This is a genomic window from Enterobacter sp. KB-221C9 (assembly GCF_041320715.1).
In the GTDB taxonomy this organism is placed as follows: Bacteria; Pseudomonadota; Gammaproteobacteria; order Enterobacterales; family Enterobacteriaceae; genus Enterobacter; species Enterobacter asburiae_D.
The window spans coordinates 358,316-382,000 of the sequence record NZ_JBGIWG010000003.1 but is presented as its reverse complement, the minus strand read 5'-3'; the positions used below and the strand labels follow the sequence as shown (position 1 = coordinate 382,000).

General features: G+C 57.1%; 21 protein-coding genes. 10 read left to right on the top strand and 11 right to left on the bottom strand.

Features of this window, described 5'->3' with window-relative positions:
- Positions 1–192: 192 nt before the first annotated feature.
- Genes sdhB through sdhC form a run of 4 tightly spaced genes read right to left on the bottom strand, consistent with a single transcriptional unit; the run spans position 193 to position 3,436 of the window.
- Entirely contained in the window at positions 193–909 is a 717-nt protein-coding gene (gene sdhB / locus AB8846_RS05935; protein WP_008501090.1) for a succinate dehydrogenase iron-sulfur subunit SdhB, read from the bottom strand.
- A 15-nt stretch (positions 910–924) separates the two neighbouring features.
- Entirely contained in the window at positions 925–2,691 is a 1,767-nt protein-coding gene (gene sdhA / locus AB8846_RS05930) for a succinate dehydrogenase flavoprotein subunit (RefSeq protein WP_014883036.1), read from the bottom strand.
- Positions 2,691–3,038: a succinate dehydrogenase membrane anchor subunit gene (gene sdhD, locus AB8846_RS05925; protein WP_008501088.1), complete on the bottom strand. Its 348-nt coding sequence runs from the start codon at positions 3,036–3,038 to the stop codon at positions 2,691–2,693. Before sdhD ends, sdhA begins: the two co-directional genes overlap by 1 nt.
- Positions 3,032–3,436: a succinate dehydrogenase cytochrome b556 subunit gene (gene sdhC, locus AB8846_RS05920; RefSeq protein WP_020684965.1), complete on the bottom strand. Its 405-nt coding sequence runs from the start codon at positions 3,434–3,436 to the stop codon at positions 3,032–3,034. The genes sdhD and sdhC overlap by 7 nt, the downstream gene beginning before the upstream one ends.
- 639 nt (positions 3,437–4,075) lie before the next feature.
- On the opposite strand from sdhC, the gene AB8846_RS05915 reads away from it, so the two are divergent.
- Complete coding sequence (locus tag AB8846_RS05915; RefSeq protein ID WP_063143154.1) at positions 4,076–5,359, top strand: citrate synthase; 1,284 nt, start codon at positions 4,076–4,078, stop codon at positions 5,357–5,359.
- Between the two features lie 99 nt (positions 5,360–5,458).
- Here AB8846_RS05915 and nei read toward each other — a convergent pair whose 3' ends face one another.
- From nei to AB8846_RS05880, 7 genes are all read right to left on the bottom strand, one after another.
- Entirely contained in the window at positions 5,459–6,250 is a 792-nt protein-coding gene (nei, locus tag AB8846_RS05910; RefSeq protein WP_370732289.1) for an endonuclease VIII, read from the bottom strand.
- Between the two features lie 18 nt (positions 6,251–6,268).
- Positions 6,269–7,009, bottom strand: a complete 741-nt coding sequence (pxpA, locus tag AB8846_RS05905) for a 5-oxoprolinase subunit PxpA (protein WP_370732288.1) — start codon at positions 7,007–7,009, stop codon at positions 6,269–6,271.
- Positions 6,996–7,928 carry a 5-oxoprolinase subunit PxpC gene (pxpC, locus tag AB8846_RS05900; RefSeq protein ID WP_370732287.1) on the bottom strand — a complete coding sequence of 311 codons (933 nt, stop codon included), beginning with the start codon at positions 7,926–7,928 and terminating at the stop codon, positions 6,996–6,998. Before pxpC ends, pxpA begins: the two co-directional genes overlap by 14 nt.
- Entirely contained in the window at positions 7,922–8,578 is a 657-nt protein-coding gene (pxpB, locus tag AB8846_RS05895; RefSeq protein ID WP_370732286.1) for a 5-oxoprolinase subunit PxpB, read from the bottom strand. Before pxpB ends, pxpC begins: the two co-directional genes overlap by 7 nt.
- A 14-nt stretch (positions 8,579–8,592) precedes the next feature.
- Positions 8,593–9,336, bottom strand: coding sequence for a type 2 GTP cyclohydrolase I (locus AB8846_RS05890; protein WP_063143159.1), 744 nt, complete (start codon positions 9,334–9,336; stop codon positions 8,593–8,595).
- Positions 9,337–9,346: 10 nt separating this feature from the next.
- Entirely contained in the window at positions 9,347–10,759 is a 1,413-nt protein-coding gene (gene phrB / locus AB8846_RS05885; protein WP_370732285.1) for a deoxyribodipyrimidine photo-lyase, read from the bottom strand.
- Positions 10,760–11,152: 393 nt separating this feature from the next.
- Positions 11,153–11,359, bottom strand: coding sequence for a YbfA family protein (locus tag AB8846_RS05880; protein WP_014069366.1), 207 nt, complete (start codon positions 11,357–11,359; stop codon positions 11,153–11,155).
- Between the two features lie 308 nt (positions 11,360–11,667).
- On the opposite strand from AB8846_RS05880, the gene kdpF reads away from it, so the two are divergent.
- The 9 genes from kdpF to potE all read left to right on the top strand — a co-directional run bounded on the left by kdpF (position 11,668) and on the right by potE (position 23,600).
- On the top strand, positions 11,668–11,757 hold the full coding sequence (kdpF, locus tag AB8846_RS05875) for a K(+)-transporting ATPase subunit F (RefSeq protein WP_014069365.1): 90 nt from the start codon (positions 11,668–11,670) through the stop codon (positions 11,755–11,757).
- Complete coding sequence (gene kdpA, locus AB8846_RS05870) at positions 11,757–13,436, top strand: potassium-transporting ATPase subunit KdpA (RefSeq protein WP_370732284.1); 1,680 nt, start codon at positions 11,757–11,759, stop codon at positions 13,434–13,436. Before kdpF ends, kdpA begins: the two co-directional genes overlap by 1 nt.
- Positions 13,437–13,454: 18 nt before the next feature.
- Positions 13,455–15,503 carry a potassium-transporting ATPase subunit KdpB gene (gene kdpB, locus AB8846_RS05865; RefSeq protein WP_023334922.1) on the top strand — a complete coding sequence of 683 codons (2,049 nt, stop codon included), beginning with the start codon at positions 13,455–13,457 and terminating at the stop codon, positions 15,501–15,503.
- A 12-nt stretch (positions 15,504–15,515) separates the two neighbouring features.
- A complete protein-coding gene (kdpC, locus tag AB8846_RS05860) occupies positions 15,516–16,091 on the top strand; it encodes a potassium-transporting ATPase subunit KdpC (protein WP_370732283.1) in 576 nt (191 codons plus the stop codon).
- Complete coding sequence (gene kdpD, locus AB8846_RS05855) at positions 16,092–18,779, top strand: two-component system sensor histidine kinase KdpD (RefSeq protein WP_370732282.1); 2,688 nt, start codon at positions 16,092–16,094, stop codon at positions 18,777–18,779.
- Positions 18,776–19,453 (top strand): two-component system response regulator KdpE, encoded by a 678-nt coding sequence (kdpE, locus tag AB8846_RS05850; RefSeq protein ID WP_370732281.1) that lies wholly within the window; start codon positions 18,776–18,778, stop codon positions 19,451–19,453. Before kdpD ends, kdpE begins: the two co-directional genes overlap by 4 nt.
- A gap of 279 nt (positions 19,454–19,732) precedes the next feature.
- Positions 19,733–19,837 carry a leader peptide SpeFL gene (gene speFL / locus AB8846_RS05845; protein ID WP_003858645.1) on the top strand — a complete coding sequence of 35 codons (105 nt, stop codon included), beginning with the start codon at positions 19,733–19,735 and terminating at the stop codon, positions 19,835–19,837.
- A gap of 254 nt (positions 19,838–20,091) precedes the next feature.
- Positions 20,092–22,290 carry an ornithine decarboxylase SpeF gene (gene speF / locus AB8846_RS05840; protein WP_370732279.1) on the top strand — a complete coding sequence of 733 codons (2,199 nt, stop codon included), beginning with the start codon at positions 20,092–20,094 and terminating at the stop codon, positions 22,288–22,290.
- A complete protein-coding gene (gene potE, locus AB8846_RS05835; RefSeq protein WP_010428664.1) occupies positions 22,287–23,600 on the top strand; it encodes a putrescine-ornithine antiporter in 1,314 nt (437 codons plus the stop codon). Before speF ends, potE begins: the two co-directional genes overlap by 4 nt.
- Positions 23,601–23,685 lie beyond the last annotated feature (85 nt).

Here is a 23,685-nt window from a genome sequence, read left to right as displayed (position 1 = left end):
CCACGCACACCACGTGTACGTGCCGGGGTTCACCTGCGAGCTCTTTTCATTTGGCCCGCGAAGGAACCTTTAGAAACTGTCTAGACTTCAGGGCAGTTTTTAAAGGTTTCTGCAATTTGCCCGGTGACGCTACGCTTACCGGGCCTACTGTTACGTAGGCCGGATAAGCGCAGCGCCATCCGGCGTTTTTACTTACGCACTGCGCTGCAGCAGCATCGACTTAATATGGCCGATGGCGCGCGTCGGGTTCAGCCCCTTCGGACACACACTGACGCAGTTCATGATGCTATGGCAGCGGAATACGCTGAAAGCGTCACTCAGTCCTTCCAGACGGCTGTCGGTTTCGGTGTCGCGGCTATCGATCAGGAAGCGATAGGCAGCCAGCAGACCGGCCGGGCCGATAAACTTGTCCGGGTTCCACCAGAACGACGGGCAGGACGTTGAACAGCATGCGCAGAGAATACACTCGTACAGCCCATCGAGTTTTTCACGCTGCTCAGGAGACTGTAAGTGCTCGCGAGCGGGTGGATTTTGCCCATTATTCAATAAGTAAGGCTTAATCTTCTCATATTGTGCATAGAATTGCCCCATGTCTACCACCAAATCACGCACGACCGGCAGGCCTGGCAGAGGACGGATAACAATTTTCTGACCAGGGCGCTGCAACGCTGAAATTGGCGTGATGCAGGCGAGGCCATTTTTGCCGTTCATATTCACCCCGTCAGAGCCACAGACCCCTTCACGGCAGGAGCGGCGGAACGACAGCGTTGGATCTTTCTCTTTCAGCTGGATTAAGGCATCCAGCAGCATCATGTCGCGACCTTCTTCCGCTTCCAGGGTGTAATCCTGCATACGCGGAGCGTCATCAACATCCGGGTTATAACGATAAACTGAGAATTCGAGTTTCATTATCCTGTCTCCGCATTAGTAAGTACGAATCTTCGGCGGGAACGCCGGACGCAGTTTCGGTTCCATATTGACGCTACGACGCGTCATGGATTCCGACTCTGGCAGATACAGGGAATGGCACAGCCAGTTTTCGTCATCACGATCCGGGAAGTCGAAGCGGCTATGCGCGCCACGGCTTTCGGTACGGAAGTTTGCCGACATAGCGGTCGCGAACGCGGTTTCCATCAGGTTATCCAGCTCCAGGCACTCAACGCGCTGGGTGTTGAACTCGCTGGAGGTGTCGTCCAGACGGGCATTTTTCAGACGCTCGCGGATCGCTTTCAGCTGCTCAAGACCTTTCGCCATCGCGTCACCTTCGCGGAATACCGAGAAGTTGTGCTGCATACATTCCTGCAGCGCTTTACGGATTTCCACCGGATCTTCGCCGTTACGGTTGCCGTTCCAGCGGTTGAGGCGCTCAAGAGAGGCATCAATTTCGTCGTCGGTCGCGTCACGCAGCGCGCCCTGCTCGGCAATGGATTCCTGCAGATGCAGACCCACTGCGCGACCAAACACCACCAGGTCCAGCAGGGAGTTGCCGCCCAGACGGTTTGCGCCGTGTACGGATACGCAGGCAATTTCGCCCACCGCGAACAGGCCAGGAATGACAACGTCTTCGCCCTGCTCGTTCACGGTCAGCGCCTGACCGGTCACTTTGGTCGGAATACCGCCCATCATGTAGTGGCAGGTTGGAATAACCGGAATCGGCTCTTTCACCGGGTCGACGTGTGCGAAGGTGCGGGACAGTTCCAGGATGCCCGGCAGACGGGATTCCAGCACTTCTTTACCCAGATGGTCGAGCTTCAGCTTCGCGTGTGGACCCCATGGGCCGTCACAGCCGCGGCCTTCACGGATTTCGATCATGATGGAACGCGCCACCACGTCACGACCCGCCAGGTCTTTCGCATTCGGGGCATAACGCTCCATGAAGCGCTCGCCGTGCTTGTTCAGCAGGTAACCACCTTCACCACGGCAGCCTTCCGTCACCAGAACGCCCGCACCGGCGATACCGGTTGGGTGGAACTGCCACATTTCCATATCCTGCACCGGCACGCCCGCGCGGATAGCCATACCGACACCGTCACCGGTGTTGATGTGGGCGTTGGTGGTGGACTGATAGATACGGCCTGCGCCGCCGGTCGCCAGCACGGTAGCGCGAGCTTTGAAGTAAACCACTTCACCGGTTTCGATGCACAGCGCGGTACAGCCGACGACTGCGCCATCGGCGTTTTTCACCAGATCCAGCGCGTACCACTCGGAGAAGATGGTGGTGTGGTTTTTCAGGTTCTGCTGATAAAGGGTATGCAGCAGTGCGTGACCGGTACGGTCAGCCGCCGCCGCGGTACGTGCCGCCTGCTCGCCGCCGAAGTTTTTCGACTGGCCACCAAACGGACGCTGATAGATAGTGCCATTTTCCAGACGGGAGAACGGCAGCCCCATATGGTCCAGCTCCAGAATCGCTTCCGGGCCGGTTTTACACATATATTCGATGGCATCCTGGTCGCCGATGTAGTCGGAACCTTTTACCGTGTCATACATGTGCCATTCCCAGTTGTCTTCATGGGAGTTACCCAGCGCAACGGTGATACCGCCCTGCGCAGACACGGTGTGGGAACGGGTCGGGAACACTTTAGAGAGCAGCGCACAGGTCTGGCCGCTCTGGGAAATTTGCAGTGCGGCACGCATACCTGCGCCACCGGCACCAATCACAACAGCATCAAATTCTCTGACTGGCAGTTTCATTACACACCCCACACCACAACGAATCCATAAATAACGTAAACCACCAGTGCAACAACAATGGCCAGCTGCAGCGGGAGGCGAATCGCCAGCGGTTTAACGTAATCGGTCAACACCTGCCACATACCAATCCAGGCATGAATAAGGATGGAGAACAGAGCCAGCAGGGTGAACACTTTGGTGAAGGCGGAGCCGAAGAACCCACTCCAGATTTCCCACGTCAGCGTGCCGCTGGTCGCGAAGAAACCAATCATATAGATGATGTAAAGCGTGAGAACGATGGCGGTAGCACGGACCAGGATGAAGTCATGTACGCCGTTGCGTCCTAATGCGGAGGCGTTGCTTACCATACGAGAACTCCTGCGAGAAGTGAAAGCACGACTGTAATCACAAATGAAATGTTAGCGGAGCGTTTCCCGGCTTCGAACGTTTCTTCCAGGTAGCCAAAGTCCATCAGCATATGGCGAACACCCACAACAACGTGGTACGCCAGCGCGGTCAGAATGCCCCACATGATGAATTTCACGAAGAAGCTGTTCATGATGGCAGAGGCCTGGAGGAATCCTTCAGGGGAAGAGAGGCTGGTGCCCAGTAACCACAGTAAAATACCGACCGCCACAAACGTAATCACACCAGAAACACGGTGCAGAATGGACGCTATTGCTGTTACAGGGAACCGGATCGTTTTGAGATCCAGATTGACAGGTCTTTGTTTTTTCACATTTCTTATCATGAATAACGCCCACATGCTGTTCTTATTGTTTCCTTCCTCCGGACTGCGATGCGGGTCAAGCAGCGTTCCTTTTCTATAACTGCGCGTCATGCAAAACATTGCTTCCAAATGCTAAAACGACACGTTACAACGCTGGGTGGCTCGGGATTGCAGGGTGTTCCGGAGACCTGGCGGCAGTATAGGCCGTTCACAAAATCATTACAATTAACCTACATACAGTTTGTCGGGTTTTCTCTGGAACAGTGATCAGGGTCACGATAACAACATCTTTTTAATTTTTAATCATCTGATTTGACAAATGTTAAACAATATTGTTACAAACGTCAGCAGAAAAGGCATATAATGCGCAAAAGTTATGAGGTCTCACTTTCACCTGACAAATAGTTATGTAACAGTGTGATGGTATTGACCGAAGTTATCAGGACAGTTATTAGTGATATACAGGTTTGAATAATTCGGACTGCAAAAACGCTGATTTGCTGTTGTTTCACTGATATTTCATTCGTTTACCTGCAAGGCGCCATAGCTCTGTACCCTGGTTTGTCCTCGTGAGCTGAGCGGTAAGCCAAATAACAATCTGGTAACGGTGATTAACAGCTGAAAGCAAATCCGGTGAAGCGCAGTCTTAAGCATAAGGCGCTAAGGAGACCGTAAATGGCTGATACAAAGGCAACGCTCACCCTAAATGGTGACACTGCTGTTGAACTGGATGTGCTAAAAGGCACGCTCGGTCAGGATGTTATTGATATCCGTACGCTGGGTTCTAAAGGTGTGTTCACCTTTGACCCTGGATTTACCTCTACCGCATCTTGCGAATCCAAAATCACCTACATTGACGGTGACGAAGGTATCCTGCTCCATCGCGGCTTCCCCATCGATCAGTTAGCCACCGAATCCAACTATCTGGAAGTGTGCTACATCCTGCTGAACGGCGAAAAACCGACGCAGGCACAGTACGATGAATTCAAAACCACCGTGACCCGTCACACCATGATCCATGAGCAGATTACCCGTCTGTTCCATGCGTTCCGTCGTGACTCTCACCCAATGGCGGTGATGTGCGGGATTACCGGCGCGCTGGCGGCGTTCTACCACGACTCCCTTGACGTGAATAACCCGCGTCACCGTGATATCGCGGCGTTCCGCCTGCTCTCCAAAATGCCTACCATGGCGGCGATGTGCTACAAATACTCCATCGGCCAGCCGTTTGTGTATCCGCGCAACGACCTCTCCTACGCGGGTAACTTCCTGCGCATGATGTTCTCCACGCCGTGCGAAGAGTACGAAGTGAACCCGGTGCTGGAACGCGCAATGGACCGTATTCTGATCCTGCACGCTGACCACGAACAGAACGCCTCTACCTCTACCGTCCGTACCGCGGGCTCTTCAGGCGCGAACCCGTTCGCCTGTATCGCTGCGGGCATCGCCTCCCTGTGGGGACCGGCGCACGGCGGCGCGAACGAAGCGGCACTGAAGATGCTGGAAGAGATCAGCACCGTTGAGCACATTCCTGAGTTCGTGCGTCGCGCGAAAGACAAGAATGACTCCTTCCGCCTGATGGGCTTCGGTCACCGTGTTTACAAAAACTACGACCCGCGCGCCACCGTCATGCGTGAGACCTGCCACGAAGTGCTGAAAGAGCTGGGTACCAAAGATGACCTGCTGGAAGTGGCGATGGAGCTGGAACACATCGCGCTGAACGACCCGTACTTCATCGAGAAGAAACTCTACCCGAACGTCGATTTCTACTCTGGCATTATTCTGAAAGCGATGGGCATTCCGTCTTCCATGTTCACCGTAATCTTCGCCATGGCCCGTACCGTAGGCTGGATTGCGCACTGGAACGAAATGCACAGCGAAGGCATGAAAATCGCCCGTCCTCGTCAGCTGTATACCGGCTACGAGCAGCGTGATTTTAAGTCTGATATTAAGCGCTAACAGGAGTTGGGTGCGGCCTGATGCCCTCACCCCGGCCCTCTCCCACAGGGAGAGGGAGAAAACCTTAAAAACGGTAACCCAAGGGTTACCGTTTTACTTTTATTTCTGGCAGTGCGGGCACCAGTAAAAGGGTCTCGAAGAGAGCATAATCCTGTCGATAATCCCGCCGCACCGCTCGCACTTCTTCCCCGCCCGATGAAACACCTTAAAGCGGAACAGCGCCCCGTGATGCTTGTTCTCATCTACCACGCCGCGCGTGGTGTACGACAGCCGCGGAATATCCAGCAGCGCGTGGGATAACGCCTCCAGCTGTTCATCATTCAGCTGAGACGCTTTATGCTGCGGTGCCAGCCCCACTTCCCACAGAATTTCTACCCGAAGGTAGTTACCCAGCCCGGCCAGAAAGGCCTGGTCGAGGAACAGGCCGGAAAACTGTCGGTTACGGAATTTAGGTGATAACAGCCGGGCCTTCACGTCGCTCGCCGTCAGGCGCATGTCCAGCACGTCCGGCCCGACCCGCTGCAGAAACGGGTGCGTCAGCAGCTGCTCCGGCGTTAACATTTCGATATCCGACGCGCTGTAAAGCAGGATTGCTTTATCCGCCGTTTGCAGCCTGACGCGCAGCACGCGGGTGTTTTGCGGCTGCTCGTCCGCCTCCACCACTCGCCAGACGCCGTAAAGCTGGTTATGGCTATATAACGTCAGGTTATGGGAAAAATGCGTGAGCAAGGCCTTGCCGCGCGTTTCAATATGGGTCACCGTCTGCCCCACCAGCTGTGATTCAAACGGTTTTAGCTGAGGAAAAGCAAACCAGACATCCGTCAACGGTTTGCCCTTTATCGCCGCCTCCAGGCTATCCGCCGCGCGGCGGATTTCCGGACCTTCTGGCATGTTATTGTCCTTTCGTGATTATTCTGCGCTGACCAGAATGCCCTCTTCAGAGAACGCCGCCCGCAGGCGGCGCGCGAACTGGAGCGCATGCTCGCCGTCACCGTGTAAACATACCGTATCGGCCTGCACGTTTGCCGGTGTTCCGTCCACGGCGGTCACCCGCCCGGCGCGCACCATCTCCAGCGTCTGCGCCAGCGCTTTAGCTTCGTCGGTAATCAGCCCCCCGGCCAGCGCACGTGGAACCAGGCTGCCGTCCGGCATGTAGCCCCGATCGGCAAACACTTCCTGACGGGTGGTCAGGCCCAGCCGTTCTCCGGCACGAATCAGCTCGCTGCCCGCAAGGCCTACCAGAATCAGCTGTGGATTACAGTCCCGCACCGCGCGGGCAATCGCCTCCGCCAGCGCCGGATCTTTCGCCGCCTGGTTATAGAGCATGCCGTGCGGCTTCACGTGGCGCAGCACGCCCTTCTCGGCGCGCACCATCGCCTCCAGCGCGCCGATCTGGTAGAGCACCTGAGCGTAGACCCTCTCAGGCGGGAGATCCATCGCCGTGCGGCCAAAGTTTTCCCGGTCGGGGAAGCTCGGGTGAGCGCCAATCGCCACGCCGTTTTTGATGGCATTACGCACGCTCTCCAGCATGGTTTGCGCATCGCCCGCGTGAAAGCCACAGGCGATGTTGACCGAGGTGACCAGCGTCATCAGCGCCAAATCAGCGCTGCCGCCCTCCCCCAGATCGGCGTTTAAATCAATCTTTACCATCAAGCCTCCACGCCAGCTGCTCCAGATAACGCTGCTGATCCTGTCGCGCCTTAAGCGCCTCCTCCAGCGAGCACTGCACGAAGTGAATCGGCTGTCCGAGGGGAATTTGCGCCAGATGGTAGCGATCGGCTTCAATGATGCAGGCAATGCGCGGGTAACCGCCCGTTGTCTGCGCGTCGTTCATTAACACGATGGGCTGACCGTTGCCGGGCACCTGAATGACCCCCGGCAATAACCCGTGGGAGAGCAGTTCCCGGTCCGTCGTGCGGGTCAGCGGCTGCCCCTGCAGGCGGTAGCCCATACGGTTACTCTGCGGGCTGAGCTTCCACGGCGAGCGCCAGAAGGACTCTTTAGAAGCCTCGTCAAACTCATGATATTCCGGCCCCGGTAAGGCGCGGATCTTGTTTCCCCACAGCAGCTGTTTTACGCCCTGCGTGGTCGAGAAATGGCGCGCGGAGGGCTTGATTGCCAGCCGATCGCCGTCGCGCAGCAGACGCCCTTCGTGACCGCCGATCCCGGCTTTCTGATCGGTACTGGACGAGCCCAGCACCTCCGACACGTCGATGCCCCCCGCCACCGCGAGATAGCTACGCACACCGTGCAAAGGACGCTTTAAGGTCAGACGCTGTCCGGCTTTGGCCCGCAGCCGCCAGCCGGTCCACACCGCTTTGCCATCCAGCGTCGCATCACACCCTGCGCCGGTTAAGGCAAACCAGGTCTCCTGACTAAACTCAATGACGCACTGGCCGAGCGTAATTTCGAGCGCGGCCGTATTGCCGGGGTTGCCCACCAGCACGTTAGCAATCTCCAGCGCAGGCCTGTCCAGCGCGCCACAATAGCTCACGCCAGACTGGCGCATACCAAAGCGGCCCGCATCCTGTACGGAGGTATAAAGCCCGGCGCGAATAAGCGTTAACATACCCCCTCCTTCTGTGGGATAAAGCGAAGGGTATCGCCGGGACGCAGGAGTATTGGCGTCTCCAGCCCCGGGTCAAATAACGGTGTGGCGGTATGCCCAATAAGCTGCCAGCCGCCGGGCGATGTCAGCGGATAAACGCCGGTCTGCTCGCCGCCGATAGCCACCGTCCCCGCTGGTACGCTCAGGCGCGGTTCGGCACGGCGTGGCGTATGCAGCTGAGGGGATAATCCCCCCAGATACGGGAATCCGGGCTGAAATCCCAGGAACCAGACCACGTAGTCCACCGAGCTGTGCAGCTCAACAACCTGCTTTTCTGTTAATCCACAGTGGTCTGCCACCACGCCAAGATCCGGCCCCCCCGCACCGCCATAAACGACCGGGATCTCAATGGCACGCGATTCCGGCTCCAGCGCCTCACTCTCTTCCCACCAGCGCTGCAAACGTTCGATGGCATCCAGCGCCAGCGTATGCGGGCTACGGAGCACCACGGTGATGTTATTCATCCCCGGAATGGCTTCAACCACCTCCGGTAGATCGACCAGACGCTGCGTTAGCCGCCAGATACGCTTTTGCGTGGCAAGGGTCACCGGCGGCTCGAGCTCCAGAACCACTGCCGTTTCTCCCAGAAGATAACAACGCGCTCGCTGCACTCAGGCACCTCTCATCAGGCAGGATTAGGGATATCAATAAAGGTCACATCCAGATCGGTATTTTCCGTCAGCCACTCGCTGAGGGCGCGAATGCCGCCGCGCTCGGTGGCATGATGGCCTGCCGCGTAAAAATGCAGTCCCTGTTCACGCGCCGAATGAATGGTCTGCTCGGAAACCTCGCCGGTGATAAAAGCATCGACGCCGAAACGCGCGGCGCTGTCGATAAAACCCTGACCGCCCCCGGTACACCAGGCAACACGCTTCACCGTATCCGGACCGGTATCGCCGCTCCACAGCGGGCGACGCCCCAGGCGCGCTTCAATCCACGAGGCCAGCTCCAGCCCCGGAACCGGCATCGCCAGTTCGCCCCACGGCACCAGCGGCTCAATTTCGCCCATCACGGTAATGCCCAGTAGCTGCGCCAGCTGGACGTTGTTGCCGAGCTCCGGGTGCGCATCCAGCGGCAGGTGGTAACCGTAAAGGTTGATGTCATTTGCCAGCAGCGTTTTCAGGCGGTTGCGCTTCATCCCGCGAATAATCGGCGATTCGTTTTTCCAGAAGTAACCGTGATGGACAATCACCGCGTCGGCGTCCTGACGAACGGCCTCGTCCAGCAGCGCCTGGCTTGCCGTCACGCCGGTGATAATTTTTTGCACCGTCTCACGACCTTCGACCTGAAGCCCGTTCGGGCCGTAATCGCTGAAGGACGTGCTGTTCAGTTTTTCGTTAATCAGGCTTTCCAGTTCGCTGTTTTTCATCATCACTCTCTTATGCTTTACGGGCAGCTTCGTACGCCGCCAGCGTGGCGACACGCGCCTGTTTATGGTCGACAACCGGACGAGGGTAATCCAGCTTTACACGCTGTTTATCCGCCCATGCCCACGGTTCGTGGATCGCTTTAGCAGGTATACCGTTAAGCTCAGGAACCCAGCGGCGAATAAACTCGCCGTCTGCATCAAATTTTTGTCCCTGAGTGGTCGGATTAAAAATCCGGAAATAGGGCGCGGCATCGGTGCCGGTTGAGGCCGCCCACTGCCAGCCGCCGTTATTCGCCGCGAGATCGCCATCGATCAGCTGAGAGATAAAATAGCGCTCTCCGATACGCCAGTCGATAAGCAGATCCTTCACCAGAAAGCTGGCGGTAATCATCCGCAGGCGGTTGTGCATCCACCCCGTCTCATTAAGCTGACGCATGGCGGCATCGACTATCGGGTAACCCGTTTGCCCTGTTTGCCAGGCTTTCAGCAGCCGATCGTTCGTTTGCCACGCCACCTTCTCCGTCCAGTTGATGAAGGGACGATGTTTACATAAATCAGGGTGATACGTCATCAGATGGCGATAGAACTCGCGCCAGATCAGTTCATTCAGCCAGACGGACCCTGCGCCCCCCTCCAGCGCCTGCGGCTGCTCCGCCAGCAGGCGATGTAAACACTGGCGAGGAGAGATCGCGCCCAGCGCCAGACAGGCCGACAGGCGGCTGGTGCCCTCGATGGCGGGAAAATCCCGACGCGCGTCGTAACAGGCCGCGTCCTGTTTGCAGAACTGGCGCAGTTGGGCGATAGCCGCTTTCTCGTCGGCGGGGAACAGCGTTTCATCAAACGGCTGCTGAGGGTAATCAAACGTCAGTTCAGGCAGGTCTTTTATGGCTTCGCCTCTCACGGCAGGCGCGGCAACGCACTCCGGCAGCGCCTCTTTCAGACGTTTGATAAAGGCATTTTTGAAAGGCGTAAAAACTTTATACATCTCGCGGCTGCCGGTCATCACGCTGCCCGGTGCCAGCATCACGCTGTCATCAAACCCTTCGCAGACCACCCCTTCCAGCATCTTCTCCAGCTGACGGTCGCGCTGCTGCTCGTTGAATTCGTACTGATAGTTGTAAAAAAGATGCGTAACGTTGTGCTGCTTACAGATCTCCTGCACCGTCTGCATCTGTGCGGCAAAATCACTCACCTCTTTATAGAGAAGCGGTATGCCTTTTCCGGCGAGCGAATGCTGCAGGTCGGTCAGATACGCACGCAGCAAGGCCGCCTGGCGGGGGGCCATATCGTGCTGCCGCCACTGCTCGGGCGTGGCTATAAACAGAGCCAGTACGTTAGCGTCTTTGGCGCGACAGGCCGCCGCGAGTGCGATGTTGTCATGTACGCGCAGGTCCGCGCGAAACCAAACCAGATGGGTGGGCATAAAACTCCAGGCTATTGTCCATTATGTCCATAAGGGCATGCCGTAAAAGGAAAAAAGCATGCATTGAACTACTTTGCCATGAAGTGTAGACGGGATGAAATAAAAAAGGCCGCCAGGGCGGCCATACAGACTGCTAACAAAGTGCTTGTTGTGCGTTTCGCCCGGCGGCGCTACGCTTGCACGGGCCTACAATGAAACATGCAATGCATTGATATCTCTGCACTGTGTAGGCCGGGTAAGCGCAGCGTCACCCGGCAAGATAGAGGGCTAAATATATCCCTGTAACCTCTGACGAGGGCCTGAAGCCCCCTAACGGACCGCGAATCCCGAGGGACAAAAAAACCGCCACATTGCTGTTGGCGGTTTTTTTTATTGCTATGTGTAGTCTTCGTATCAGTAGAAATCGCAGGTCGCTTTCTCGGCCTGATCCATCCACACCGGCTTCTCGCTGGTTTTCGCCCAGACGCGGTGCAGATAGCTGTAAAAACGTGCACGATCTTTCCAGAACAGCATCACCGGCAGAGCCAGCACGCCAGCCACTACGGCGAAAGTGCGACGCATGAACACGATATGAGCCGGATACTCTTTATAAAGATCCATATTTTCTCCCCTATAGTTGGCCGGAAACGTCATCCGGAAAATTCAAAATCTGTGACCTGGCTAAAATAATATCGCTTTGTTTGTAATTTTACTACTCATCCGACCACTTATTTTTATCCATTTAGTGAATATTTACATTCACGCCGTAATTAAGTTACAAAAAAGTTAACGATTTACTTATCAATAGTTAAATTGTGGGCTTTGCCATTTTTATACTTTTTTTACACCCGCCCTCCCCATTTTTGCGAAATCTTTGCGCCGAAAATCCTACCGTTAGTACAACAACGAAAGTCACCCGGAGGTGGATTGTGAGTGCAGGTCTTATTGCCGGCATCGTGCTGGTGTTCCTGTTATTGGGTTATCTGGTCTATGCCCTGATTAATGCGGAGGCCTTCTGATGGCTGCTCAGGCGTTTCTGCTTATTGCCAGCTTCTTAGTGGTACTGTTCGTTCTGGCAAGACCACTGGGAACAGGACTGGCACGATTGATCAACAACGTCCCCCTGCCCGGCACGGGAAGCGTTGAAAAAGGGATCTGGCGCGTACTGGGAATAGACGATCGGGAGATGAACTGGCGTGAGTATCTGATCGCCATTCTGCTGCTGAATATCGTTGGGCTCATTGCGCTTTTTGCCATGCTGATGCTGCAGGGCATCCTGCCGCTGAACCCGCAACAGTTACCGGGCCTGTCCTGGCATCTTGCGCTGAACACGGCGGTCAGCTTTGTCTCCAACACTAACTGGCAGTCCTATTCCGGCGAAACCACGCTCAGCTACTTCAGCCAGATGGTCGGGTTAACCGTGCAGAACTTCCTCTCTGCCGCGAGCGGTATAGCGGTGATCTTCGCGCTGACGCGTGCGTTTGCGCGCCAGAAGGTGAGCACGCTCGGTAACGCGTGGGTGGATCTGACGCGCATTACGCTGTGGATCCTGCTGCCGATTGCGCTGCTGATCGCGCTGTTCTTTATTCAGCAGGGCACCCTGCAAAACCTGATGCCTTACGCGCCTTATACCTCGCTGGAAGGGGCAAAACAGCTCCTGCCGATGGGGCCAGTGGCGTCACAGGAAGCCATCAAAATGCTCGGGACGAACGGCGGGGGCTTCTTCAACGCCAACTCGTCGCATCCGTTTGAAAACCCTACCGCGTTGACCAATTTCGTGCAGATGCTGGCGATTTTCCTGATCCCCGCCGCGCTCTGCTTTGCCTTTGGCGACGTGGTCAACGATCGCCGTCAGGGCCGCACCCTGCTCTGGACGATGTCGCTTATCTTTGTGGTCTGCGCCGCGCTGGTGATGTGGGCCGAGTGGCAGGGTAATCCGCACTTCCTCTCGCTGGGTGCCGATAGCGCAATCAACATGGAAGGTAAAGAGAGCCGCTTTGGCATTCTCGCCAGCAGCCTGTATGCGGTGGTCACCACGGCAGCCTCGTGCGGGGCGGTCAACGCCATGCACGATTCCTTTACGGCGTTGGGTGGCATGATCCCGATGTGGCTGATGCAGATTGGCGAGGTAGTGTTTGGCGGCGTGGGCTCGGGTCTGTACGGCATGCTGCTGTTCGTACTGCTGGCGGTGTTTATTGCCGGTTTGATGATTGGCCGCACCCCGGAATACCTCGGTAAAAAAATCGACGTTCGCGAGATGAAATTAACCGCGCTGGCGATTCTGGTCACCCCGGCGCTTGTGCTGCTCGGCACCGCGCTGGCGCTGATGACCGAGGCCGGACGCAGCGGCATCTTTAACCCCGGCATTCACGGTTTTAGTGAAGTGCTGTATGCCGTCTCCTCTGCCGCCAACAATAACGGCAGCGCCTTTGCAGGCTTAAGCGCCAACTCACCGTTCTGGAACTGCCTGCTGGCGTTCTGCATGTTTGTGGGTCGCTTCGGGATCATTGTGCCGGTTATGGCGATTGCCGGATCGCTGGTGAATAAAAAAATTCAACCGACCACCACCGGGACATTACCGACCCACGGCGCACTGTTTATCGGCCTGCTGACGGGCACCGTGTTACTGGTCGGCGCCCTGACCTTTATCCCCGCCCTCGCGTTAGGCCCGGTCGCGGAATACCTCTCTTTACGCTGATTTTGCGGAGAAATTGTCATGAGTCGTAAACAACTGGCCCTGTTCGAACCGTCATTAGTTCGCCAGGCGCTCATGGATGCGGTGAAAAAGCTGAGCCCGCGCGTGCAGTGGCACAACCCGGTGATGTTTATTGTCTGGGCGGGAAGCGTGCTGACCACCGCCCTGGCGATTGCCATGGGTACGGGCCACATGCCGGGGAATGCGATGTTTACCGGCGCCATCAGCCTGTGGCTGTGGTTTACCGTGCTGTTCGCCAACTTTGCGGAAGCGCTGGCGGAAGGCCGGAGTAAAGCCCAGGCCAACAGCCTGAAAGGGGTGAAAAAAACCGCCTTCGCGCGCAAGCTGCGCGAGCCGAAATACGGCGCGCAGATGGACCACGTTCCGGCGGATGAACTGCGCAAAGGCGATGTGGTGCTGGTGGAAGCCGGTGACATTATTCCTTGCGACGGGGAAGTTATTGAAGGGGGCGCCTCGGTGGATGAAAGCGCCATTACCGGGGAATCCGCGCCGGTTATCCGTGAATCCGGCGGTGATTTCGCCTCCGTGACGGGCGGGACGCGCATTCTCTCCGACTGGCTGGTGATCCAGTGCAGCGTGAACCCAGGTGAAACCTTCCTCGACAGGATGATCGCCATGGTAGAAGGCGCGCAGCGTCGTAAAACGCCGAACGAGATTGCCCTCACCATCCTGCTGGTGGCGCTGACCATCGTCTTCCTGCTGGCCACCGCGACGCTGTGGCCGTTCTCCGCCTACGGCGGCACCGCGGTCACCATCACTGTTCTGGTGGCGCTGCTGGTCTGCCTGATCCCAACCACCATTGGTGGCCTGCTGTCTGCCATCGGCGTGGCCGGCATGAGCCGTATGCTCGGTGCCAACGTCATCGCCACCAGCGGACGTGCGGTGGAAGCCGCCGGTGACGTGGATGTCTTACTGCTGGATAAAACCGGGACCATTACCCTCGGTAACCGCCAGGCGTCAGATTTCTTACCCGCCCCGGGCGTGGATGAAAAAACGCTGGCGGATGCCGCGCAGCTCTCCTCGCTTGCCGATGAAACCCCGGAAGGCCGCAGTATCGTGATCCTCGCCAAGCAGCGCTTTAACCTGCGCCAGCGCGACGTTCAAAGCCTGCACGCCACTTTCGTGCCCTTCACGGCGCAAACCCGCATGAGCGGCATTAACATTCAGGATCGCATGATCCGTAAAGGCTCTGTTGACGCCATCCGTCGCCACATTGAGGCCAATAACGGCCACTTCCCACCGGAAGTGGACAGCCTGGTCGAAAGCGTGGCCCGTCAGGGGGCGACGCCGCTGGTGGTGGCCGAGGGCGCGCGCGTCCTGGGGGTGATTGCCCTGAAGGATATCGTCAAAGGCGGCATCAAGGAGCGCTTTGCCCAGCTGCGTAAAATGGGGATCAAAACGGTGATGATCACCGGGGATAACCGTCTTACCGCCGCGGCGATTGCCGCCGAAGCGGGCGTGGATGATTTTCTTTCTGAAGCCACACCGGAAGCGAAGCTGGCGCTGATTCGTCAGTATCAGGCGGAAGGCCGTCTGGTGGCGATGACGGGTGACGGTACCAACGATGCCCCTGCCCTGGCGCAGGCCGACGTGGCGGTGGCAATGAACTCCGGTACCCAGGCGGCAAAAGAGGCGGGCAACATGGTCGACCTCGACTCTAACCCGACCAAGCTGATTGAAGTGGTACACATTGGCAAGCAGATGCTGATGACGCGCGGGTCGCTGACCACGTTCAGCATCGCTAACGACGTGGCGAAATATTTCGCCATCATTCCTGCCGCGTTTGCTGCGACCTATCCGCAATTAAACGCCCTGAACGTGATGCACCTGCACTCCCCGTCCTCGGCCATTCTGAGTGCGGTGATCTTTAACGCCCTGATTATTGTCTTCCTGATCCCGCTGGCGCTGAAAGGCGTGAGCTATAAGCCGCTCACGGCCGCCGCCATGCTGCGCCGCAACCTGTGGATTTACGGCCTGGGGGGGCTGGTGGTGCCCTTCATCGGTATCAAGGTTATCGACCTGCTGTTGACGCTGTTTGGCCTGGTTTAAAAGGTGAATCAAATGACGATGTTACGCCCCGCTATACTTCTGTTTATTCTGCTGTCTCTTATTACCGGCGGGCTGTATCCGCTGGTGACCACCGCGCTGGGCCAGTGGTGGTTTAAGGATCGGGCCAACGGCTCGCTGATTATGCAAAGCGGTGAAAACCGCGGTTCTCGCCTGATTGGTCAGAACTTTACGGATGCCCGTTACTTCCAGGGACGCCCTTCCGCCACTGCCGAAAGCCCGTATAATCCGATGGCATCCGGCGGCAGCAACCTGGCGGGCAGCAACCCTGAGCTGGATAAAGCCGTTGCCGAGCGCGTGGCAGCCCTGCGCGCCGCCAATCCACAGGCCAGCCGTGACGTTCCCGTAGAGCTAGTCACCGCCTCTGCCAGCGGGCTGGACTACAGCCTGACCCCGGCAGCAGCGGCATGGCAAATCCCGCGCGTCGCCGCGGCCCGTCAGCTGCCGGTAGAACAGGTTAGCCAGCTGGTTGCAGAGCACACGCAAAAGCCGCTGGTCAGCTTCATCGGCATGCCCGTGGTAAATATTGTTGAGCTGAATCTGGCGCTGGACGCGCTAAGGAAAAACTAAATGACCGACGAGCCCATGCGCCCGGATCCGGACAGGCTGCTTGAACAGACGGCTGAAGCCCATCGTGGCAAACTGAAAATTTTCTTTGGCGCCTGCGCAGGCGTCGGGAAAACCTTCGCCATGCTGACGGAAGCCCAGCGGCTTCGGGCGCAGGGGCTCGATATTTTGATTGGCGTGGTTGAAACCCACGGACGTAAAGAGACGGCATCGCTGCTGAAGGGGCTGGCTACCCAGCCGCCCCGACGCATCAGCCACCGCGGTCGGTTAGTTACCGAATTCGATCTTGATGCCGCCCTCGCCCGCCGCCCCGCCCTTATCCTGATGGACGAACTGGCGCACAGCAATGCGCCAGGCTCACGCCACCCGAAGCGCTGGCAGGACGTTGAAGAGCTGCTTGAAGCCGGCATCGACGTTTTCACGACGGTTAACGTTCAGCATCTCGAAAGCCTGAACGACGTGGTGAGCGGCGTGACCGGCATTCAGGTACGCGAGACGGTGCCCGATCCCTTCTTTGATTCCGCGGACGAGGTGGTGCTGGTTGACCTGCCTCCCGATGATTTACGCCAGCGCCTGCACGAAGGCAAAGTCTATATTGCCGGCCAGGCCGAGCGCGCCATCGAGCATTTCTTTCGTAAAGGTAACCTGATTGCCCTGCGCGAGCTGGCCCTGCGTCGTACTGCCGATCGCGTCGACGATCAGATGCGAGCCTGGCGCGACTTACAGGGACAGGAACGCGTCTGGCATACCCGGGACGCCATCCTGCTGTGCGTCGGCCACGGCAGCGGCAATGAAAAGCTTGTCCGCACCGCCGCTCGCCTGGCGGCCAAATTTGGCAGCGTCTGGCATGCGGTCTATGTCGAAACGCCGCAGCTGCATGCTCTGCCCGAAAACCAGCGTCGCGCTATTCTGAGTTCGCTTCGCCTGGCGCAGGAGCTGGGCGCGGAAACCGCCACCCTTTCCGATCCTCAGGAAGATAAAGCCATTCTGCGCTACGCCCGTGAGCACAATCTGGGGAAAATCGTGATTGGCCGTCGCCAGCATCGCCGTTGGTTTAGCCGCGAATCGTTTGCTGACAAACTGGCCCGCCGCGCGCCGGATCTGGATCTGGTGATCGTGGCGCTGGACGACAAACCCACGCTCCTGCCCTCCCGCACACCGGACGCGCGGGCGTTTGGTGATAAATGGCGTATGCAAATTCGCGGCTGTTTTGTTGCCGTCGTGCTCTGTGCCCTGATCACCATGATTGCCAGCCAGTGGCTGTTTGCCTTCGACGCGGCCAACCTGGTGATGATTTACCTGCTCGGCGTGGTGGTGGTTGCGCTCTTTTACGGACGCTGGCCGTCGGTACTTGCGACCGTCATCAACGTCATCAGCTTCGATCTGTTCTTTATCGCCCCGCGCGGAACGCTTGCCGTGTCCGACGTTCAGTACATTCTCACCTTTGGCGTGATGCTCACCGTCGGGCTGGTGATTGGTAACCTGACGGCGGGCGTTCGCTATCAGGCGCGTATCGCCCGCTATCGCGAGCAGCGCACGCGCCATCTCTATGAGATGTCGAAATCGCTGGCGGTGGGCCGTACGCCGCTGGATATTGTGCAGACCAGCGAGCAGTTTATTCGCTCGACGTTTCATGCCAGCAACCTGATTTTACTCCCGGACGAACACGGCAGGCTGCGCCCGCTGACGTCGGCCTCAGGCATGACGCCCTGGGACGAGGCCATCGCGCGCTGGAGCTTTGATAAAGGGCTGCCTGCGGGCGCAGGCACCGACACCCTGCCCGGCGTGCCCTATCAAATTCTGCCGCTGCGCAGTGCCGATAAAAATCAGGGGCTGGTGATTGTTGAGCCCTCCAACCTGCGCCAGCTGATGATCCCCGAACAGCAGCGGCTGCTGGAGACCTTTACGCTGCTGGTTGCCAGCGCGCTGGAGCGGCTGTCCCTCACCGCCAGCGAAGAGCAGGCCCGGCTGGCGAGCGAGCGTGAAAGCATACGTAACTCGCTGCTGGCGGCGCTCTCTCACGATCTGCGAACCCCGCTCACCGTCCTGTTTGGTCAGTCAGAAATCCTGACGCTGGACCTGGCGGCGGAAGGCTCTAAACACGCCCTTCAGGCCAGCGAGATCCGCCAGCACGTGCTGAACACCACGCGCCTGGTGAATAACCTGCTCGATATGGCGCGTATCCAGTCAGGCGGTTTTAACCTCAAAAAAGAGTGGCTCACGATTGAAGAGGTGGTGGGCAGCGCCCTGAAAATGCTCGAACCCGGTCTGGGTGGGCGACATATCGCGCTGAACATGCCCGAGCCCCTGACGTTAATTCACGTCGATGGCCCGCTGTTTGAGCGGGTGCTGATCAACCTGCTGGAAAATGCCGGCAAATATGCGGGTACCAACGCTCAAATTGGGGTGGATGCGACGGTGGACGATGGCACGCTTCGCCTTGACGTCTGGGACACCGGGCCGGGCATTCCTGCCGGGCAGGAGTTGGCTATTTTCGAAAAATTCGCGCGCGGCAATAAGGAGTCGGCCATTCCGGGCGTCGGGCTCGGGCTGGCCATTTGCCAGGCGATCGTTGACGTCCACGGTGGGTCCATTTCCGCAGAGAATCGTCCGGAAGGCGGCGCGCGGTTTTGTGTTACACTTCCTCTGGAAACCCCGCCAGAACTTAATGAATTACCAGAGGATTTGTGATCAACGTTCTGATTGTTGAAGATGAGATCGCCATTAGCCGTTTTCTGCGCGCTGCGCTGGAAGGAGACGGTCTGCGCGTTCATGATGCGGGTACGCTTCAGCGGGGTTTAATTGAAGCCGCTACCCGCAAGCCGGACCTGGTGATCCTCGATCTTGGTCTACCGGACGGTGACGGCATCGACTTTATCCGGGAAGTGCGTCAGTGGAGCCAGATGCCAATCCTCGTGCTCTCCGCCCGTACTGAAGAGACGGATAAAATCGCGGCGCTGGATGCCGGTGCGGATGACTATCTGATTAAACCTTTTGGTATCGGCGAACTGCAGGCTCGCCTTCGCGTGGCGCTGCGTCGCCACAGCGCAACCACGCCTGCTGACCCAACCTACACGTTTGGGAATATCCGGGTTGACCTGGCCGCGCGGCGCATTGTGCGCGGCGATGAGGAGATTCACCTCACGCCAATAGAATTTCGCCTGCTCGCCGTACTGCTCAACAACCACGGCAAGGTACTCACCCAACGCCAGCTGTTAAGCCAGGTGTGGGGACCCAACGCTGTTGAACATAGTCATTATTTACGCATATATATGGGACATCTTCGTCAGAAACTCGAAGTCGACCCCGCTCGCCCTCGCCATTTATTAACTGAAACCGGTATCGGTTATCGGTTTATGCTTTGAATAACTATTCATTTTATTTTTAAATAAAAATGAAATCCCTCAGAAAATATTTCACAAATAACCCATGCGTTATTTTTCCGGGTTATTTCCGCTCATTTAAAACATTAATAACACAACCCATTAACGCATCATCAACAAATCAGAATTTTGATCTGCGATATTCATTTAAAACGAATATTTATTTCTGGTTTGATCGGTTAACGGTGATCTACCTCACGGTTAATCGGCTTTTCCTGGATAAAATGACCATGCTTTCAATTACTGAAAGGAAAATGAAACATGGAAAACAACAATCGCTTAATGCCCCATATAAGGCGGACAACACATATCATGATGTTTGCCCACCGAAACTGCTTTGACTTTCATCTCTTTAATGCCCGGTAGTCCTTCGACTTCTGGCGCACTCGCTTACAGGTTATCCTGAAACACCTTATTTTACAGGCTATTGCCTGTGACCTCGTGCGCTCATTCATTTTGATTCAGACTCATCCGCACCGGGCGGACTGAATTTCAATCATCAAAAAAGCAATTCACTGATTTTAATCAGCGGCCACCCTTTGCTTTTTTTCCGGAAAATTATCGATTTCTTTCTTGCAAGAAATCGAAGGACGCTTATTACCTAAAATAAAGAGAGAAAGATGAAAAGTTTAAAAATCGCAGCCAGCCGTGCATGTCCGGATTGCTTTACTACCCAGCGTGAACTGGTGGATGTCCGCGCGTCTGATTATATTGATGTTGCCGCCATTGTTCTGGCGGTCACGGATATTGCCAGCGGTATCCTGGACGAAATAGAAGCCACCGGTTTTGGCATTCCTGTATTTGTCGCGACGCACAAAGAAGAGTTCATCCCGGCAGACTATTTATCGCGCATTCATGGCGTATTTGAGTATTCAGACACCAGCAACGACTTTTATGGACGCCAGCTGGAAGCGGCAGCCCAGAAGTATGAAACCCAGCTGCGCCCGCCGTTTTTCCGCGCGCTTGTCGACTATGTGAAGCAGGGCAACAGCGCGTTTGACTGCCCGGGGCATCAGGGTGGCCAATTCTTCCGCCGCCATCCTGCCGGTAATCAGTTTGTCGATTTCTTTGGTGAGACGCTTTTCCGCTCCGATCTGTGCAACGCCGACGTGGCGATGGGCGATCTGCTGATCCACGAGGGCGCGCCATGCATCGCCCAGCAGCATGCAGCAAAAGTCTTTAATGCCGATAAGACCTACTTCGTGCTGAATGGCACCTCGTCATCCAACAAAGTGGTGCTTAACGCCCTGCTCACCCCGGGCGACCTGGTGCTGTTCGACCGTAACAACCACAAATCTAACCATCATGGTGCCCTCCTCCAGGCTGGCGCAACGCCGGTCTATCTGGAAACCGCGCGCAACCCGTACGGCTTTATTGGCGGCATTGACGCCCACTGCTTTGAAGAACGTTATCTGCGCGAGCTGGTGGCAGAGGTGGCGCCGGGCCGTGCACGCGATGCGCGTCCGTTCCGTCTGGCGGTGATCCAGCTGGGCACTTACGATGGCACCATCTATAACGCCCGTCAGGTGGTGGATAAGATTGGGCACCTGTGTGATTACATCCTGTTTGACTCAGCATGGGTGGGTTACGAGCAGTTTATTCCGATGATGGCCGACTGCTCTCCGCTGCTGCTGGAGCTGAACGAAAACGATCCGGGGATCCTGGTCACTCAGTCCGTGCATAAACAGCAGGCCGGCTTCTCGCAGACCTCGCAAATCCATAAGAAAGACAGCCATATCAAAGGGCAACAGCGCTATGTCCCGCATAAGCGGCTGAATAATGCCTTTATGATGCACGCCTCCACCAGCCCGTTTTATCCGCTGTTTGCTGCTCTGGACATCAACGCCCGTATGCATGAAGGCCAGAGCGGCCGCAACATGTGGATGGACTGCGTGGTGAACGGTATCGAAGCGCGCAAGCTAATCCTGGAGAACTGCCGGTATCTGCGCCCCTTCGTGCCGGAGACGGTGGATGGCCGCCCGTGGGAAAGCTGGGACACGGCGGAGATTGCGACCGATCTGCGCTTCTTCCACTTCGTACCGGGTGAAAACTGGCACGCTTTTGAAGGCTATGCTGAGCATCAGTATTTTATCGACCCGTGCAAGCTCCTGCTGACCACGCCGGGCATTAACGCCCGCACCGGGGAATATGAGGACTTCGGCGTGCCCGCCACCATCCTCGCCAACTTCCTGCGTGAAAACGGCATCGTGCCGGAGAAATGCGACCTTAACTCGATCCTGTTCCTGCTCACGCCTGCGGAAGATATGGGCAAACTGCAACAGCTGGTGGCGCAGCTGGTGCGCTTCGAAAAACTGCTCGAGAGCGATGTTCCGCTGAAAGACGTCCTGCCTTCTCTCTACAAACAGCATCCGGAACGTTACGCGGATTACACCCTGCGCCAGATCTGCCAGGAAATGCATGACCTGTACGCCCGCCACAACGTGAAACAGCTGCAGAAAGAGATGTTCCGCAAGTCTCACTTCCCACGCGTGATGATGAACCCGCAGGACGCGAACTACGCCTATCTGCGCGGTGAAGTTGAGCTGGTCTCCCTGCGCGACGCGGAAGGCCGCATCGCCGCCGAAGGCGCGCTCCCTTATCCGCCAGGGGTGCTGTGCGTTGTCCCAGGGGAAGTCTGGGGCGGTTCCGTGCTGCGCTACTTTGCCGCGCTGGAAGAAGGCATCAACCTTCTGCCGGGCTTCGCGCCGGAGCTGCAGGGTGTGTACGTCGAGGAGTGTGAAGGGCGCAAACAGGTTCGCTGCAACGTTATCAAACAACCCGCCGCTCAGCCCGCGCTGCTGAAAGGAGAGAAATTATGAGTAAGTCCAATAAGATGGGCGTGGTGCAGCTGACCATCCTCACCATGGTGAACATGATGGGCTCCGGGATTATCATGCTGCCGACCAAGCTGGCAGAGGTGGGTACCATCTCTATCATCTCCTGGCTGGTGACGGCAGTCGGTTCAATGGCGCTGGCGTGGGCGTTTGCCAAGTGCGGGATGTTCAGCCGTAAGTCAGGCGGCATGGGTGGCTATGCCGAATACGCCTTTGGCAAGTCGGGCAACTTTATGGCCAACTATACCTACGGCGTGTCGCTGCTGATCGCCAACGTGGCGATTGCCATCTCCGCCGTGGGTTACGGTACGGAGCTGTTTGGCGCGACGCTCAGCCCGGTACAAATTGGGCTGGCGACCATCGGGGTTCTGTGGATCTGCACCGTGGCTAACTTTGGCGGCGCGCGTATCACCGGGCAGCTCTCCAGCATCACCGTCTGGGGCGTGATTATCCCGGTTGTCGGCCTGTGCATCATCGGCTGGTTCTGGTTCAGCCCGACGCTGTATGCGAATTCCTGGAACCCGCACCACGTGCCGTTCTTTACCGCTGTTGGGTCATCCATCGCCATGACGCTATGGGCCTTCCTGGGTCTGGAATCCGCCTGCGCGAATGCGGAAGTGGTGGAGAATCCGGAAAAGAACGTACCGATTGCGGTCCTCGGCGGAACGCTGGGCGCGGCGGTGATCTATATCGTCTCAACTAACGTGATTGCGGGCATCGTACCGAATATGGATCTGGCTAACTCCACGGCACCGTTCGGGCTGGCCTTTGCGCAGATGTTCACCCCGGAAGTCGGGAAAGTGATCATGGGTCTGATGGTCATGTCCTGCTGCGGCTCGCTGCTCGGCTGGCAGTTCACCATCGCACAGGTGTTTAAATCTTCGGCTGATGAAGGTTACTTCCCAAAAATCTTCTCCCGCGTGAGCAAAGCCGATGCGCCGGTGCAGGGGATGCTGGCGATTGTCATCTTCCAGAGTGGATTGTCGCTGATGACCATTAGCCCGTCGCTGAACAGCCAGTTCAACGTGCTGGTCAACCTGGCGGTAGTGACGAATATCATTCCGTATATTCTGTCGATGGCGGCGCTGGTGATTATTCAGAAGGTAGCGAAGGTGGATCCACGCAAAGCGCGTGCGGCCAATATCGTGGCGTTGATTGGGGCAATCTACAGCTTCTATGCGCTCTACTCATCCGGCCAGGAAGCGATGCTCTACGGGGCGATGGTGACCTTTATGGGCTGGACGCTGTACGGTCTGGTATCGCCGAGATTTGAATTGAAGAATAAGCATAGTTAAAAAAAGCCCGGTGGCGCTAGCGCTTACCGGGCCTACGATCGCTGTTGTAGGCCGGGCAAACGCAGTGCCGCCCGGCACACAAACC